Origin of the sequence: Achromobacter sp. NPDC008082, from assembly GCF_042957345.1 — a bacterium.
In the GTDB taxonomy this organism is placed as follows: domain Bacteria; phylum Pseudomonadota; class Gammaproteobacteria; order Burkholderiales; family Burkholderiaceae_B; genus Achromobacter; species Achromobacter kerstersii_A.
In genome coordinates this window covers 734,773-749,814 of record NZ_JBIBIB010000004.1, presented here as the reverse complement: position 1 = coordinate 749,814, position 15,042 = coordinate 734,773, and the positions used below count along the sequence as shown (strand labels likewise).

The following is a 15,042-nucleotide window of genomic DNA, read 5'->3' as shown; positions in this document are numbered from 1 at the left end:
GAATGAGGGATGGCACTGTAGCACCCGAATTTACATACTGGAACAATCCAGAAGCCGGATGAAAGAACTAAATCCGCCTCGCAAGGCGGATTTCAGGGTATATCCCGATGCCGTCAGGCCCGCCGGGCCACTTCCACGCCCATATTGGCCAGCTGATCCGCGCGTTCGTTGCCGGGGTCGCCAGTATGGCCGCGCACCCAGCGCCAGGACACTTGATGACGTTGCACCTGCTCGTCCAGCGCCTGCCAAAGCTCGGCATTCTTGACCGGCTTTTTATCGGCCGTCATCCAGCCGCGGCGCTTCCAGTTGGCCAGCCATTCCATCATGCCCTTCATGACGTACTGGGAGTCAGTGTGAATGGTGACGACGCAGGGGCGCTTGAGCGCGCGCAGGCCTTCGATGACCGCCAGCAGCTCCATGCGGTTGTTGGTGGTCTGGAGTTCGCCGCCATGCAGGGTTTTCTCGTGGCCGCCGGCACGCAGCAGCACGCCCCAACCGCCCGGACCCGGGTTGCCCTTGCAGGCCCCGTCGGTCCACATTTCCACTTTCTGGTCGTTCGGTTTGTTGTCCTGCATGGTGCTGCTTTGTAATCCTTGTTCGTGCAAAGTAAACATCCGGGCGCAACGCCCTTCAGGGAAATGCCGGACCCGCCCGCAAGCGGGCGACTGGCCCGCCCTTCATGACGGGTCGACGGCGTCATCCGCCTGGCGGTTGACCACCACCGAAGCGGCGCGCGCCCGTTTGGGCTTGGTCTTCCAGGCGGGGCCGATGATACGCATGCCGGCCACACGCTTGACGGCCGACACCATATAGACCGCCCCGCCCAGGCTCCACCAGCGCGCGCCGGCCGACTCCAGAAAGCCCCAGCGCTGCAACCATTTTTCGCTGCGGCAGGCGGGCGCGTAGCAGCCGAAACTGCTTTCCTTGACTTCCAGCGACAGCAGCTTGAACCAGTCTTTCAGGCGCGCCAGCGACACCTGGGATGACGGCGGCTGGGGCAGCCAGGGTTCCATGCCGGGCATGCGCGTGCGCGCACCCCACATGCTCCAGGGGTTGAAACCCGAAATCACCACCCGCCCTTCGGGCACCAGCACGCGTTCCACTTCGCGCAGCACGTTGTGCGGGTCCTGCGTGCATTCAAAGGCATGCGGCAGAATCAGCAGGTCGACGCTTTGGGATTCGAACGGCAGCGCTTCGGGTTCGGCCAGCACCACGCGAGACTGCCAGTTGGCGATGCTTTCCGCCGTCGGGGTCTCGGTGCCGACGTAGCCCTTGAACGGCATGCGGTTGGCGCGCAGCAGGTTCATATCGGCCAGCCCGACCTGCCAGGCGTAATATCCGAAGACATCCGCGACAGCCGCGTCAAACTGCGCCCGTTCCCAGGCCAGGGCGTACTGCCCCGGTGGCGTCTGGAACCATTCGGCCAGTTCTACAATCGGCGGTGTTTCTTCTGCCACGTTCTATTCCTTCGAATCTCATGCAAGCCTTGACCGCCCCCGCAGGCGGCCGCGAACGCAATGCCGCGGTCTTGCCTCTACCCGCTTTCTCCGACAACTACATCTGGGCCATCGTCCACGGTGACAACGCCGCCGTGGTGGACCCGGGCGAAGCCGGTCCGGTACTGAAATGGCTCGAGCAAGAAGGCTTGAGGCTGCGCGCCATTCTACTCACGCACCATCACGGCGACCATGTGGGCGGTGTGCTTGAATTGTCACGCATCGCGGACCTTACCGTATACGGTCCGGCGCGTGAAAGGCTGCCACGTTGCGACGTGCCGCTCTCGGAAGGCGACCGTGTGGTGCTGCCCGAACTGGATCTGGACTTGCGTGTGCTGGACGTGCCGGGCCACACCGCCGGCCACATCGCGTACACCGGCCGGGCGGCCGGAATAGAACCCGTTTTATTCTGTGGCGACACCCTGTTTGCGGGCGGCTGCGGCCGGCTTTTCGAGGGGACTCCCGCGCAAATGCATGATTCCTTGGAAAAATTTTCCGTTTTACCGCCAGATACACAGGTTTTTTGCGCACACGAGTACACTCTAGCGAACTTGCGCTGGGCATTGGCTGTGGACCCCGCCAACCGCACCCTGCAACAGTGGTATCAGCGAGCCCAGCAACTTCGAGCAGAAAGTCTTCCCACGCTTCCGTCGACCATCGGTCAGGAACGCGCGACGAACCCGTTTTTGCGCACGCAGCAAGTCGACGTCGTCCGTGCCGCAGCCAGCTGGGCCGGACGCAACCAACCTACGCCGGTAGAGGTCTTCGCCTCCCTGCGTGAATGGAAGAACGATTTCAAGTGACCGCCTGATGAATCTATCCCGACTCCTTCTGCCACTCATGCTGGCAGTCCTCGCCGGTTGCGCAGGAACCAAAGCCCCCGATAGCAAGAACCTCACCACCAATTCCCAAGGGCGTTACATCGCCCGGGATACGTCCCGAACGGTTGATCTGACCAACCCGCCGAGCGACGCCTGGGACCGCATCCGCCGCGGTTTCGCCATTCCCAACCTGAACACCGAGCTCTCGCAGCAGTGGACCGACTATTACGCGTCCCACCCCGAGGCCGTTCAGCGCATGGCCGAACGTGCAGGCAAGTACCTGTACTTCATCGTTGACGAAATCAACCGCCGCGGCCTGCCGACGGAACTGGCGCTGCTGCCCTTTGTGGAAAGCGCCTATAACCCGACTGCGCTGTCGCGCGCCCAGGCTTCCGGCCTGTGGCAGTTCGTGCCGGCCACCGGCACGCACTTCAATCTGAAGCAAGACTGGTGGCGCGACGAGCGCCGCGATCCCATCGCGTCGACCAACGCCGCGCTGGACTATCTGGAAAAGCTGTTCGAGATGCAGGGCGACTGGTATCTGGCGCTGGCGTCCTACAACTGGGGCGAAGGCTCGGTGCAGCGCGCCATGGCCAAGAACGAAGCGGCCGGCCAGAACACCGACTACCTGTCGCTGAACATGCCGGATGAAACCCGCAACTACGTGCCCAAGTTGCAGGCCATCAAGAACATCATTGCCGACCCGCAGCGTTATGCGGTGGCGCTGCCCCCGGTGGGCAACACGCCGTACTTCGTGACGGTGCAAAAGAACAGCGACATCGACCTGGAAATTGCCGCCAAGCTGGCCGAAATGCCGCTGGACGAATTCAAGGCGCTGAACCCCTCGTTCAACCGCCCGGTCATTCGTGGCGACCACGGCCCGACCCTGCTGCTGCCGGCCGACCGCGTCGAAATCTTCAACGCGAACCTCACGAACTACAAGGGCGACCTGAGCGCCTGGAAAATCTACCATTCGCGCCGTGGAGAATCCTACGCGTCGATCGCCAAGCGTTTTGGCGTGACGGAATCCAAGCTGCGTGAAACCAATGACATCGGCTCGCGCCAGAAGGCGGCCTCGGGCCAGGCGCTGCTGGTGCCGGGCGAACCGGGCACCGGTGGCGTGCAACTGGCGTCGCTTGCCGCGCCGGTGGGCGCGCTGGAACCGGCGCCGTCCGACAACAAGGCCGTGGCCCCGCGTGGCCGCGCCGCACCGGCGCCCGCCGCCCGCGTGGCCAGCGCCCGCCCGAACGTGCGCACCCACAAGGTCCGCCAGGGTGACACGCTGTTCTCGCTGGCCAAGCAGTACGGCACCACGGTTGACGCGTTGCGCTCGTTGAACAACCTGAAGGGCAGCGCGCTGAAGGTCGGCACGGCCTTGCGCGTGCCGGGCACCAACGCCCGCGGCTAATGGGCGCGACTGAAAGGCCCGACTGAAAAGCGCGACTCACCGCCGCCGCCAGCACGAACCCGACGGCGCCCCACCCGGGCGCCGTTTTTCCAAGCACGCGAAGCCGCCAAACTCCTTAAAATAGGCGGTCTTTCCGCAGGAAAAAAATCAAAGGAATAAACATGGGCTTTCTCGCCGGCAAGCGCATCCTGGTCACCGGGGTGCTTTCGAACCGATCCATCGCCTACGGCATTGCGCGCGCCTGTCACCAGCAAGGCGCCGAACTGGCGTTCACCTATGTGGGCGACCGCTTCAAAGACCGTGTGAGCGAATTCGCCGCCGAATTCGGCAGCAAGATCGTGCTGCCCTGCGATGTGGCCGAAGACAGCCAGATCGAAGGCGCGTTCACCGAACTGGCCCAGCACTGGGACGGCCTAGACGGCTTGGTGCACTCCATCGGCTTCGCCCCGCGCGAAGCCATCGCCGGCAACTTCCTGGACGGCTTGTCGCGCGAAGGCTTCCGCATCGCCCACGACATCTCGGCCTACAGCTTCGCCGCCATGGCCAAGGCTGCACTGCCGCTGATGGAAGGCCGCAATGGCTCGGTACTGACGCTGACCTATCTGGGCGCCGAGCGCGTCGTCCCCAACTACAACACGATGGGCTTGGCCAAGGCGTCGCTGGAAGCCAGCGTGCGCTACCTGGCCACGGCGCTGGGCCCGCGCGGCATCCGCGCCAACGGCATTTCGGCCGGCCCTATCAAAACGCTGGCCGCCAGCGGCATCAAGGACTTCTCGGCCATCCTGAAGTTCGTGGAATCGCAAGCGCCGCTGCGCCGCAACGTCACGATTGACGATGTGGGCAACGTCGCCGCCTTCATGCTGTCGGATCTGGCCGCCGGCGTGACCGGTGAAATCACCCATGTGGACGCCGGTTTCTCGACCATCGTCCCCGGCATGGAAGACTGATCATCTGCCCAGGCGGGGCGCCAAGCGCACCGCCTGGGCATTCAATCCGGCCGCACGATCAGCGTGGATACCTGCACATCCACCGCCGTCATCAGTTTGTGGATCGGGCATTTCTCCGCAATTCCCAGCAGCTCGTCGATCTGCGCATCCGACAGCTCGCCATGCAGCGTCAGCTTGGCCGTCAGCCGGTAGATGCCCTTGCGTTCTTCGCTGGCGTCTCGCACCACCTCCACCCCCACCGATTCCAGCGGCAGCCCCTTGCGCTGCGCGTAGACCATCAGGGTCATCGCCTTGCAGCCGCCCAGCGCGGTGTCGAAATAATCATGCGGGTCAGGGCCTTCTCCCTGCGGCTGCGGCATCGCCAGCGGCAAGTCGTGGCCTTCGGCCGTCGCCGTGAATTGCAAGGTATTGGGCGCATTCTGACGGACGCGGATGCTCATGGGTCACTCTCCTTGGGTGGACGCCCGGCGCGGGCGCCCCAGCCGTCGTTGTAGCACTCGCCGACGGGTTTGCTTACTGACAGAAACCTGAACTTATCGCGATGATGGGTGTCGGATATCCCTATCCGCATTCATGCACACATAAAGAGGGACTCATGAGCGCCAGACAACTCCTTGATCAATTACTGCAATCGGGCCAAGGCCTGCTTTCCGACGCCACCAACCGCGTGCAAAGCGCAACTGGCGGTGCGGGCAATGGCGGCAAGGGTTCCTTTTTGACGGGCCTGGGCGGCGGCGCATTGGGCGCAGGCGCGCTGGGCCTGTTGATGGGCAGCAAGAAGGCCCGCAAGATCGGCGGCAAAGTCGCCATGTATGGCGGCATGGCCGCCCTCGGCGCGCTGGCGTATCGCGCCTACGGCGACTGGCAGCGCAATCAGGCGGGCGGCGCGCCGGCCACGGCGCCCCAGACGCTGGACCGCCTGCCCGCCCCCGAGGCCGAACAGCACAGCACCGCGGTGCTGACCGCGATGATCGGCGCGGCCAAGGCCGATGGACATATCGGCCCCGAAGAACGCGCCCTGTTGGAAACGGAATTGTCCAAACTGTCGTCCGACGCCCAGGACCAGCGTTGGCTGGAAACGGAACTGTCGCGTCCGCTGGACCCCGCCGCGGTAGCGAAGTCAGCCCGCACCCCGGAAATGGCGGCCGAGATGTACCTGGCCAGCCTGCTGGTGGTGGACGAGGAAAGCTATATGGAACGCGCCTACCTGGACGAACTGGCGCGCCAGCTCAAGCTGGAGCCCGGCCTGAAGGAAAAGCTGGAACAGCACGCCCAGAGGGCCGTGGCCTGACGGGCTTGGGTTTGAGGGGCCGGCCTGAAGTGTCCGGGACTTGCCCCTCGGCCTGCCGGCCGCGCCTGGCCGGCCGCACCTAGCCGGCCACTCCTGCCCCGCCCCCCCCCCCTCAATCCGTCCTCAATCCGCCCGCAATCCAATCGCGTCGGTCAACGCCGTATACCGGTCGATGTCGGCATTGATCATCGACTGGAATTCCCGCGGCGTGCTGCTGGCCGGCGTGAAGCCTTGCTCCCGCAAGGACGCCTGCACGTCCGGCCGACGCACGATTTTCGCCACGGCGGAATTCAGTTTTTCGACCACCGCAGGCGGCGTCGCGGCGGGCGCCAGCAGGCCATGCCACTGATCCAGCGCATATCCCGCAATCCCCTGCTCAGCGACGGTGGGCACAGTCGGCATCAGCGGCGAACGCGCAGGCGACGTCACTGCCAAGGCGCGCAGCTTGCCTGCGGCAATCAGCGGGGCGGCGCTTGATGCCGTCACGATGCCCATCCCCACCTGCCCCGCCGTCACATCGGTCAGCGCCGGCCCGCAGCCTTTGTACGGCACGTGCTGCAACATCGCGCCGCTGGATCTAGCCAACATCTCTCCCGCCAAATGCTGCGGCGTGCCGTTGCCGCAGGAGGCGAAGGGCAAAGGCTTGCCCGGCAGGGCCGCCGCCAGCGCATCATCCAGTTGCAACAGCGGCGACGCCGCAGGCACCACGAAAACAGAAGGCACGAACGCCACGTTGATGACCGCGGTGAAATCCCGCTTGGGTGAAAAGCCCAGGTTCCGGTACACGCCAGGGTTGATCGCAAACGAGCTGTTCACCATCAACAGCGTGTAGCCGTCGGGCGGCGCTTCCGCGACGATGCGCGCTCCGATGTTGCCGCTGGCGCCGGGGCGATTTTCCACCACCACGGGCTGGCCCAACTGCTCTTGCAGCGACGCGCCGATACGCCGCGCCAGCAGATCGGTGCCGCCGCCGGGCGGAAAGGTCACGACGATGGTGATCGGATGCGTGGGGTAAGACGCATCGGCAACCGCCTCACCCGACGGCGAATTGCCGCAAGCGGCCAGGAACAGTACCGGCAGTGCAAGAGACGATCGAAGCAGACGTTTCATGATGGTCAGGCATCCAGGCCGATATCGAGCACCTTGGCGCTGTGGGTCAGCCACCCCACGGCGATCTGATCCACGCCGGTAGCGGCGACAGCAGCGGCTGTGTCCGGCGTGATGCTGCCCGAGGCTTCGGTAATGGCGCGGCCGCGCGACATGGCGACGGCGCGGCGCAGATCGTCCAGGCTCATGTTGTCCAGCAGCACCACATCCACCCCCAGCGACAGCGCCACCTCAAGCTGCGCCAGCGTGTCCACTTCAAGCTCGATCTTGACCATATGGCCAACGCCCGCGCGCGCACGCTGCACGGCCGTGGCGACATCCCCCGCCAGCGCGATGTGGTTGTCCTTGATCAGCACCGCGTCGTCCAGGCCGTAGCGGTGATTGCTGCCGCCGCCCACGCGCACCGCGTACTTCTGCACGGCCCGCAGGCCCGGCATTGTCTTGCGGGTGCAGGTCACGCGCGCACCGTAGCTGGAGATCGCCCGCGCAATCGACGCCGTGGCGCTCGCCACGCCACTCAGGTGGCACAGGAAGTTCAGCGCCACGCGTTCGGCGGTCAGCATGGCGCGGGCGTTGCCGCGGATGCGCGCAATTTCCATCCCGGGCGCCAGGTCAGAGCCATCGCGCTGCAACACGATGAACTCCAGGCTCGGGTCCATCACACGAAACGCCAGCCGTGCCAGATCCAACCCGGCCAGCACGCCTTCCTGCCGCGATACGAGCCGCGTTTGCGCGACCGCGTCCGCGGGCACGATGGCGTCCGTCGTCAGGTCGCCCGCGCGCCCCAGGTCTTCCAGCAGGGCCGCGCGCACCAGCGGCTCCAGCATGACGTCGGGCAAGGGCGGAACAGGCAGACGGGAGGCGGTCAACGACGCTTCGGCTTTAATGCTCATTTTGAGTATTTGTGAGTTAAAAAAAGGCGCGCAAGGATTGCGCACCACTTATGCTAAAGACGAGCATAAGCACTGTCAAGCGTCAAAGCGCACGGGACAGGGGGAGTTTGCTGCCGGCAATGGCGCGCTCGGCCAGCACATCGCGCCGGAATCGAAACAGCTTGGCCGGACGGCCGGTGGTGCCAGTGGCCATCTCCCCCGTCTCTTCGACGAGCGCCTGCTGTTCAATCAAGCGGCGGAAATTCTGCTTGTGCAGGCCGCGCCCGGCCAGCGCCTCGACGGCCAGTTGCAACTGCAGCAAGGTGAATTCGGCCGGCATCAATTCAAACACCACGGGCCGGTATTTGATCTTGGCGCGCAAACGCGCAATGCCGGTTGCAAGAATGCGCCGATGATCATGGCGCATGGGCTCACCCGGAAGCACGGCTTTACCGCCGCCGCGCCGCGCGGCCTCGGGCACCAGGCCGGCCTCGAACAGCAGCTCGTAGCGTTGCAGCACCATGTCCTCGTTCCACGCGGCCCCTTCCAGGCCGAACGTGATTGCCGCGCGCTGATGACGGCGCGTGCGCACCGCCAGGTCGGCGCTGGCCTCGCACCACTGCGCCAACTGCGGCACGATCAGTTCTTCGACCAGCGCGGGCGTACCGGCGCGCCGGTCTTCCCAAGGGAAATAGCGATACCAGTCCTGCCACCCGACTTGCGCCACGCCGGTCTCGCCCGCCTCGCGCGTCAGGCCCAGGTAGCTGACTGACATGACGCGCCCGCCCGACTCATCGGAACGGTCGCCATCGGCAAACGTGTAAAGCTGCTCTACATAGCCCAGCGGATGATGCGTCTGCGTCTCTACCCAGGCGCGCAAGCCGGCCTGCAAAGACCGATGCGACAACTCGAAAGGCCCGGCCGGCAAGGCGCGCGCATCATCCGTCGTCAACACGCGCGGCTCGCCGTTGGTCACGGCGACCAACACGGCGACGAGTTCAGCATGGACGGAGCGTTCGACGGATTCGGTCAAAGTGGGCGAAGAAATAAGGTTGAACAAGCGCAGGGCGTGAAATTATAAGGTTCTGCCCTGCAACAGCCGCTTGCAAACGTGACAGCCGCAACGGCCGCGTCACACGGCGCAAGACCTAAGATAAAAGCGAATATCCAGGCGCGTCGCCATCCTGGGACGCCCGCAAGCGGAGCAAGCGCCATGTTGAAAACGACACCTGATCCCCAAGCCGTGGACAAACCCACGGAAGACAAAGCCCGCGCGCCCGTCGACCCGCGCAAAGGCACGGAAACGCTGCCAATGCCCGACCAAAGCAAAGAGGTGGCGGGCATGCCACGCGATGGACGCGCCATCGCACAACCCGGTGAGCCCGGCGTCATCACACCCGAGGACGATGTGCTGGACACCTCATACGAAAACCGCAAAGGCTAAGCCCGGCGCAAGGGCTTGATAATACTCGAGCCGCCCGCCGCGGCGCGCCAGGGGCGAGGCCGCAAGGCCCGCCCCCGACATTGGACCGGCAAGGTACTGGAAATAGGCCCACGCCTATATCAAGGCCACGAGCCCATCCCTACACTGCTACGCTTCTCAGGCCCATCGGGCCGCTGCCTTAGCGATCTCCAATGTTCAAGAATTCCTTTTTCCGCGGTCTCGCGGCGCTGCTGTTTGCCGCCCTCTTTCCCGTCAGCCAAGCGTATTCCATGGGCATTCAGCCCGAAACTTCCGTCGTGCTCGTGGACGAAGCATCCGGCGAAGGCACCATCGGCATCAAGAACACCGGCGATGAGCCCGTGCTGTTGGTGTCCATGATCGAACACATCCAGGAAGACCAGGACGAATGGGTCACGGTGTCTCCGCCGGCCGCCGTCCTTGCCCCGGGCAAGACGCAATTGGTCCGTTTCCTGTTGACGAACGACAAGCCCTTAAGCGCGCAACGCATGAAGCGCGCCATCTTCGAAGGCATTCCGCAATCGGGCGAGCAGGCCAACAAGCTGCGCCTGACCATACGCCAAGACCTGCCGCTCATCGCGTTGCCCAAGGGCATCGCCGCCGATAACGCCCCCTGGAAAAAGCTGGTCTGGGCCGCTCAAGACGGCAAGCTGACGGTGCGCAACCCCAGCCCCTACGTTGTCCGGATGGACCAGCAAGTTCACGTGCAGCCCTCCAACCAGGCGCTGATTCTGCCCAAGACCTACGTGTTGCCCGGCGAAACGCTGGAACTGCGCGCGGCAGGCGCCGGCATGCAAGGCGAAACGACCGTGCGCCTGTACCCCGCCAGCGTCTACGGCTATCAAGTCTCGTCTTTCGACGCACCGATCAAGCGCTGAAAATGCCACGCCCCCATTTGGGCGTGTCGAGCGTGATGATGGCTGCCTTGTTCCGTCTGCGCGCCCGCGCGGCTTGCAGCGGCGCGTTTGCCGCCGCAAGCCTGATGCTGTGCACGCATGATCCTGCAAGCGCACAGCCGGCGGGCGGCGGATTCGACCTCGAAATCCTGAAGAGCCGCGGCTTGAACCCCGCCATCGCCTCGCACTTTCAGAACGGCGCGCGATTCCTGCAAGGCATGCACACGGTAAGCATCACCGTGAACGGCCGCCCGATGGGCCGCGCTCAAGCCACGTTCGACACGCAAGGCAAACTCTGCCTGACCCACGATCTGCTGACGCTTGCTCAGTTGAAGACCCCCCAGGAACAAGGTGGCGACGCCGCCCCCTGCCCTGATGCGTTCTTGCGTGCGTGGCCCACGACAACCATCGACCTGCAACCCGAACGCATGGCGGTGGAAATCGTGGCCCCGCCCGGCGCGGTGGCCAAGCCCGCAAGCACCGTGTCCTATCAATCGGGCGGGCGCGCCGTCATCCTTAACTATGACGTGCTGTCCAGCCAGACCCGCCATCTGAGCGGCGCGAACCGCTATCTGCAGGCGTACACAGAATTCGGCCTGAACGCGAACGACTGGATTCTTCGCAGCAACAACACTTACTCGAGCGTGGGCGGAAAGTCGAGCTGGAACCATCTCGACGCCTATGCGCAGCGCACGTTCCACTCGAAGGAAACCACCTTTCAAGCGGGGCAAATCAACCTGCAGGGCGCGCTGTTTGGCGGCGTCCCCGTCAACGGCGTGCAGCTGTTCCCCGAATCCGCGCTGCAAAGCCGAACGCAGGAAGGCGCGCCTATTTCTGGCATCGCCCACACCCAGGCGCGAGTGGAAGTTTCGCAAAACGGTATCCCCCTGGCGTCGACCATCGTGCCGCCAGGCCCCTTCACGCTAAGCGATGTGCTGCCGCGTTCACTGACCCAAGATATCCGAGTCGTCATTCACGAAACCTCGGGCGAAGTCCGCGACTTCATCGTTCCTGCGGCGGCGCTGCAAGTCGACCGGCTGGGCGCGCCCGTCGGCTTTAGCGGCGGACTGGGTATGTTGCGCCAGACCGGCTGGTCCAATAGCGGCGCCACCCCTGTGGCCTCGGCCGAGTATGGCGTCTCGCTGGGGGCTCGGGCCAACCTGACCGCGGGCAGCATGCTCAGCCGCGATTACCGCGCGATTGGCGCGCGCGCCGACGTGCTTCTGCCCGCCAGCGCGCAGGCAGCGCTGCAAAGCCAGTGGTCCCACAACACCCATACGGGCCGCAGCGGCGCGCAATTTCTGTTGTCGGGCTCGGCCATGTTGCTGCCCAGCTTGTCCTCGAATGTCTCTTTATTGCGGCGCACGGACGGCTATAGCGATATCCAAAGCGCCAGTGAAACTCGCCCCCGGCCACACGACGATCCCCGGGCGCCACGCTATCTCGACGACCGCGTCAAACAGCAGCTCAGCACCGGACTGGGCTGGAGCCACCCCACGCTGGGCGGCTTCAGCGCGAATTACAGCGAATCGCGCAATACGCAAGGCCATGCATCGCGGCGCGCCATGTTGAACTGGGGAAAGACCTTTCATCGCACCAGCGTCTCTCTGTCGTTTGAGCGCGACGTGGGTTCCAGCCATCGCAATCAAGGCAGCTTCATGTACCTGAACCTTAGCTTTCCGTTGGGCAAGCAAAGCATCAGTGCGTCCATGCAGCGGCAGGACAACGGCGCCAGCTACGGGGTCAATACCAGCGCGGCCATCGATGACCGCGCCACCTATTCGCTCTCGGCCTCCTCCAGCGCCAACGGCCAGGCCAGCTACTCGGGCTCGCTCGGCGTTAACTCCGCCTTCACGCAGCTCAACCTTGCCGCCAGCAGCTTCAGCGGGGGATACAGTCATTCCACCCGCGTGCGCGGTGCGCTCGTCGGCCATGCGCAAGGGCTGAGCTTCTCGCCCTACCGCGTGCAGGACACGTTCGCCATTGCATCGGTCGGCGACTTGTCCGGCGTGCGCCTGCATACCCCCGCCGGCAGCGTCTGGACCGACCCGTGGGGCCGTGCCGTCATTCCGTCGCTGCCCGCGTACCGAAATGGACAAATCCAAGTCGCCACCGCAACGCTTGCGCGCAACGTGGACCTGATCAACGGCCGTTACGGCCTGGAGCCCGCACGTGGCTCCGTATCGGCCATCGATTTCGCGGTGGTGAAAGTACGTCGCACCTTGTTGACTGCGAGCTACGCGGGTGGCGAGGTCGTACCCAAGGGCGCCGCCGTTCTTAGCGCCACCGGTTCGTTCATCACGCTTGTCGGAGGCGGCGGTCAGATATTCCTGCCTGACGTTCAGGCGCTTGCCGCGCCGCTGACCGTGACGACGTCCGACGGCGCCACATGCGAACTGGTATTCGACCTGGCGGCGTCCCCTGACCTGGATGCGCTGTACGAACGCGCGCACGCCACCTGCGAACCCCAGACGAATGCCGGCGCCGCCCTACCCGCCACTGAGGAAAATGTATGACGCCCATTCGCTTGGCACTGTCCACCCCCCGCTTGGCCGGGTTGATCATGACGGCCTTGCTGCTGACAGCTAGCCAGGGGGCCGCGTCGCAACCTGCCCGCTTGTCGCCGGCCACGCCCGCGCCTGCACAAACTGGCTGTCAGATCAGCGTCGGCCAGAGCGTTGGCGACTACGGCAGTTTCACCGCAGGGCAACTGGCCTTGCGCGAGGGCCGCCGCTATGCGCTGCAACCGCGCACGGTGCCGCTGACGATTCACTGCCCCACGCCTCGCCCGCTCTCCTTGCGCATCACGGCGCCCACCCGCCATGATGGCGCAGCACGTTTTGCACAGGCGGGTGAGCTGCGGGTGGTGTTGAGTCATGCACGGATAGACGGCCAAGACACGCGCCTTATCAATCTGGATATGCCTCACCAGGGGCCGCAAACTCAGGTGGCCCTGCGCCCGGGCGATGTCGCCGTCATGGAACATGGCCGCAGCGCACGCACGTTCACGGCGCAGATCGATCTGGCGCCAGAAGTCAGCGACACCGACGTGCGCGTTTCTGACCAGACTGAATGGTCTACCACCCTGTCTGTCGAATTGCTGGATGCCGAGCGCGCCGCGGGGCGTTAAGCGGCGCGGCGCGCCCACAAGCCGCTACAGGATTCCGCGCAGCTTGAACAAGGCGTTGTCCGTCGTCACACCCAGCTTTCGATAGGCCGTGGCCTTCTGCGCGCTGATCGTTTTAGGGCTGCGTCCGAACTTGGCCGCAATCTCCGAAATGGTCATGCCTTCCAACAAGCAGCGGATCACTTCGCGCTCGCGTGCAGACAAGGACGCGCCATCGAACAAGTCGCATTCGGCCGGCTGTAGTTCTTGAGGTGCGGTGCTGGCGCCCGACAGCAGGTAAGTCATCTGGTCGCTGCAGTACGTGCCGCCCGCCGCCACCTTGCGCACGGCGCGCACGATTTCATCCGCGTCGCCCCCCTTGCCCACAAAACCATGTGCGCCCGAGCGCAGGGCAAGCGCCACCGTGGCGGGGTCATAAAGGGCAGAGAGCACCAGAATACGGGCCGCCGGAAACTTGATGCGCAACGTTTTGATCAACGAGATGCCATCCATCTCGGTCGGGCCCAGCGAGTAGTCGATCAGCAGCAAATCGGCCATCTGCGTGCTTGGCGCCAAGATCAGGTCACGGCTGGACTCGTACTCGCCCAAGACGACGATGTCGCGATTCTGCGACAGGTAGGCGGCCAATCCGGCCCGCACTACCGGGTGGTCATCAAGCAGTGCGATACGCAACGGATGCATGGGGGACGCTAACAATATGGAATTCCAAGATAAACCTAAGATTTTCCACGGCGGGTCGCTTGGCGCAAAACCAGCGTGGACAATAGTAGCGCAGCCATTCGCGCGCCCCCAGTAAAGATTAGGCGCACGCCTATATACCGGATGCCGGCCATTTCCTAGAGTGTGTGGTTTACCCCCCCTACATCTGAACTGGATGGCCATGAATCACTCAGCACGAACCCCGCACGCTCTGCGCTACCTCTTAGCCGCGAGCTTTCTGATTACTGCAACGGCCCAAGCGGCCACCTCTGCGGAACTGAAGGTCACCGGCCGCATCACGCCGCCATCATGTGACCTTGCGCTGGATGGCAATGGGCTTCTGGACTTTGGCGAGCGTGCTTTTAACACGCTCAATCTCGATGGCACCAAGTTGACTGAAAAGACCATCAACCTGCAAGTCACCTGCGATGGCGCTACCCGTATCGGGCTGCATGTTGTAGACAACCGCGCCAGCAGCAAGGTTCTCAAAGCCACGCTGAACGCCAACGCGTGGGGCAGCGCTAACGCGGTCATCACTGACGATTTCATCTACGGGCTGGGCTCCGCTACCGGCGCGGGCGACACCCAGGTTCCCATCGGCGGCTACATGTTCGGCTTCAAGGATGCCGACGTTACCGCCAATGGCTCCAAAGGTTACGTTGTCTACAGCGCTGACAAGCGAAACTGGAAATTCGACGTGCCGCAGCGTAATTACCTCAGCCCCAATTTCACGTACTCGTTCGTGATCGGTGCTCCCAGCGCAAGCAACTACACGCCCATCGCCATCAGCGCCCTCACGGGTTTGCTGACCGTCGTCCCAACGATCACCCGCTCTGGCGACTTGCCAACCAGCAGCGCCATTAATTTCGATGGAAGCGCCACCATTTCGCTGATCTACCTGTAAAGACAACGCGGA

General features: G+C 64.1%; 16 protein-coding genes. 9 read left to right on the top strand and 7 right to left on the bottom strand.

All coding sequences use genetic code 11. The features are described 5' to 3' along the window. Positions 1-113: 113 nt before the first annotated feature. Positions 114-575: a ribonuclease HI gene (rnhA, locus tag ACFZAI_RS19465; protein ID WP_391568480.1), complete on the bottom strand. Its 462-nt coding sequence runs from the start codon at positions 573-575 to the stop codon at positions 114-116. Between the two features lie 102 nt (positions 576-677). Next, positions 678-1,457, bottom strand: a complete 780-nt coding sequence (locus ACFZAI_RS19460; protein WP_391568479.1) for a class I SAM-dependent methyltransferase — start codon at positions 1,455-1,457, stop codon at positions 678-680. A gap of 20 nt (positions 1,458-1,477) precedes the next feature. On the opposite strand from ACFZAI_RS19460, the gene gloB reads away from it, so the two are divergent. The 3 genes from gloB to fabI all read left to right on the top strand — a co-directional run bounded on the left by gloB (position 1,478) and on the right by fabI (position 4,672). Then, the gene (gene gloB, locus ACFZAI_RS19455) at positions 1,478-2,299 is read left to right on the top strand and encodes a hydroxyacylglutathione hydrolase (RefSeq protein WP_391568478.1); all 822 of its coding nucleotides are present in this window, start codon (positions 1,478-1,480) and stop codon (positions 2,297-2,299) included. A 7-nt stretch (positions 2,300-2,306) separates the two neighbouring features. Continuing rightward, positions 2,307-3,725, top strand: a complete 1,419-nt coding sequence (locus ACFZAI_RS19450) for a transglycosylase SLT domain-containing protein (protein ID WP_391568477.1) — start codon at positions 2,307-2,309, stop codon at positions 3,723-3,725. Positions 3,726-3,886: 161 nt separating this feature from the next. Then, on the top strand, positions 3,887-4,672 hold the full coding sequence (gene fabI / locus ACFZAI_RS19445) for an enoyl-ACP reductase FabI (RefSeq protein ID WP_175171643.1): 786 nt from the start codon (positions 3,887-3,889) through the stop codon (positions 4,670-4,672). Positions 4,673-4,713: 41 nt separating this feature from the next. Here fabI and ACFZAI_RS19440 read toward each other — a convergent pair whose 3' ends face one another. Beyond that, complete coding sequence (locus tag ACFZAI_RS19440) at positions 4,714-5,112, bottom strand: OsmC family protein (protein ID WP_391568476.1); 399 nt, start codon at positions 5,110-5,112, stop codon at positions 4,714-4,716. Positions 5,113-5,267: 155 nt separating this feature from the next. On the opposite strand from ACFZAI_RS19440, the gene ACFZAI_RS19435 reads away from it, so the two are divergent. Next, entirely contained in the window at positions 5,268-5,963 is a 696-nt protein-coding gene (locus ACFZAI_RS19435; RefSeq protein ID WP_391568475.1) for a tellurite resistance TerB family protein, read from the top strand. Between the two features lie 123 nt (positions 5,964-6,086). Here the strand turns inward: ACFZAI_RS19435 and ACFZAI_RS19430 are convergent, their stop codons facing one another. The 3 genes from ACFZAI_RS19430 to ACFZAI_RS19420 all read right to left on the bottom strand — a co-directional run bounded on the left by ACFZAI_RS19430 (position 6,087) and on the right by ACFZAI_RS19420 (position 8,975). Beyond that, positions 6,087-7,073: a tripartite tricarboxylate transporter substrate-binding protein gene (locus ACFZAI_RS19430; protein ID WP_391568474.1), complete on the bottom strand. Its 987-nt coding sequence runs from the start codon at positions 7,071-7,073 to the stop codon at positions 6,087-6,089. A gap of 5 nt (positions 7,074-7,078) precedes the next feature. Continuing rightward, positions 7,079-7,963 (bottom strand): carboxylating nicotinate-nucleotide diphosphorylase, encoded by an 885-nt coding sequence (gene nadC / locus ACFZAI_RS19425; RefSeq protein WP_391568473.1) that lies wholly within the window; start codon positions 7,961-7,963, stop codon positions 7,079-7,081. An 82-nt stretch (positions 7,964-8,045) separates the two neighbouring features. Further along, positions 8,046-8,975 (bottom strand): hypothetical protein, encoded by a 930-nt coding sequence (locus ACFZAI_RS19420; RefSeq protein ID WP_391568540.1) that lies wholly within the window; start codon positions 8,973-8,975, stop codon positions 8,046-8,048. 180 nt (positions 8,976-9,155) lie between these two features. On the opposite strand from ACFZAI_RS19420, the gene ACFZAI_RS19415 reads away from it, so the two are divergent. The 4 genes from ACFZAI_RS19415 (at position 9,156) to ACFZAI_RS19400 (ending at position 13,430) form a co-directional block, all read left to right on the top strand. Further along, on the top strand, positions 9,156-9,386 hold the full coding sequence (locus ACFZAI_RS19415) for a hypothetical protein (protein ID WP_391568472.1): 231 nt from the start codon (positions 9,156-9,158) through the stop codon (positions 9,384-9,386). 191 nt (positions 9,387-9,577) lie between these two features. Beyond that, positions 9,578-10,282, top strand: coding sequence for a fimbria/pilus chaperone family protein (locus ACFZAI_RS19410; protein WP_391568471.1), 705 nt, complete (start codon positions 9,578-9,580; stop codon positions 10,280-10,282). 2 nt (positions 10,283-10,284) lie between these two features. Next, positions 10,285-12,816 carry a fimbria/pilus outer membrane usher protein gene (locus tag ACFZAI_RS19405; RefSeq protein ID WP_391568470.1) on the top strand — a complete coding sequence of 844 codons (2,532 nt, stop codon included), beginning with the start codon at positions 10,285-10,287 and terminating at the stop codon, positions 12,814-12,816. Further along, positions 12,813-13,430 carry a hypothetical protein gene (locus ACFZAI_RS19400; RefSeq protein ID WP_391568469.1) on the top strand — a complete coding sequence of 206 codons (618 nt, stop codon included), beginning with the start codon at positions 12,813-12,815 and terminating at the stop codon, positions 13,428-13,430. Before ACFZAI_RS19405 ends, ACFZAI_RS19400 begins: the two co-directional genes overlap by 4 nt. A 24-nt stretch (positions 13,431-13,454) precedes the next feature. On the opposite strand, the gene ACFZAI_RS19395 is transcribed toward ACFZAI_RS19400, so the two are convergent. After that, on the bottom strand, positions 13,455-14,108 hold the full coding sequence (locus tag ACFZAI_RS19395) for a response regulator (protein WP_391568468.1): 654 nt from the start codon (positions 14,106-14,108) through the stop codon (positions 13,455-13,457). A 199-nt stretch (positions 14,109-14,307) separates the two neighbouring features. Between ACFZAI_RS19395 and ACFZAI_RS19390 the strand changes: the two genes are divergently transcribed. Continuing rightward, positions 14,308-15,030: a DUF1120 domain-containing protein gene (locus ACFZAI_RS19390; protein WP_391568467.1), complete on the top strand. Its 723-nt coding sequence runs from the start codon at positions 14,308-14,310 to the stop codon at positions 15,028-15,030. Positions 15,031-15,042: the final 12 nt, after the last annotated feature.

Bases quoted from the DNA above. Each gene is read 5' to 3' on its own strand.
- rnhA (WP_391568480.1), bottom strand. From the start codon at position 575: ATGCAGGACAACAAACCGAACGACCAGAAAGTGGAAATGTGGACCGAC.
- gloB (WP_391568478.1), top strand. From the start codon at position 1,478: ATGCAAGCCTTGACCGCCCCCGCAGGCGGCCGCGAACGCAATGCCGCG.
- ACFZAI_RS19450 (WP_391568477.1), top strand. From the start codon at position 2,307: ATGAATCTATCCCGACTCCTTCTGCCACTCATGCTGGCAGTCCTCGCC.
- fabI (WP_175171643.1), top strand. From the start codon at position 3,887: ATGGGCTTTCTCGCCGGCAAGCGCATCCTGGTCACCGGGGTGCTTTCG.
- ACFZAI_RS19440 (WP_391568476.1), bottom strand. From the start codon at position 5,112: ATGAGCATCCGCGTCCGTCAGAATGCGCCCAATACCTTGCAATTCACG.
- ACFZAI_RS19435 (WP_391568475.1), top strand. From the start codon at position 5,268: ATGAGCGCCAGACAACTCCTTGATCAATTACTGCAATCGGGCCAAGGC.
- ACFZAI_RS19430 (WP_391568474.1), bottom strand. From the start codon at position 7,073: ATGAAACGTCTGCTTCGATCGTCTCTTGCACTGCCGGTACTGTTCCTG.
- nadC (WP_391568473.1), bottom strand. From the start codon at position 7,963: ATGAGCATTAAAGCCGAAGCGTCGTTGACCGCCTCCCGTCTGCCTGTT.
- ACFZAI_RS19415 (WP_391568472.1), top strand. From the start codon at position 9,156: ATGTTGAAAACGACACCTGATCCCCAAGCCGTGGACAAACCCACGGAA.
- ACFZAI_RS19410 (WP_391568471.1), top strand. From the start codon at position 9,578: ATGTTCAAGAATTCCTTTTTCCGCGGTCTCGCGGCGCTGCTGTTTGCC.
- ACFZAI_RS19405 (WP_391568470.1), top strand. From the start codon at position 10,285: ATGCCACGCCCCCATTTGGGCGTGTCGAGCGTGATGATGGCTGCCTTG.
- ACFZAI_RS19400 (WP_391568469.1), top strand. From the start codon at position 12,813: ATGACGCCCATTCGCTTGGCACTGTCCACCCCCCGCTTGGCCGGGTTG.
- ACFZAI_RS19395 (WP_391568468.1), bottom strand. From the start codon at position 14,108: ATGCATCCGTTGCGTATCGCACTGCTTGATGACCACCCGGTAGTGCGG.
- ACFZAI_RS19390 (WP_391568467.1), top strand. From the start codon at position 14,308: ATGAATCACTCAGCACGAACCCCGCACGCTCTGCGCTACCTCTTAGCC.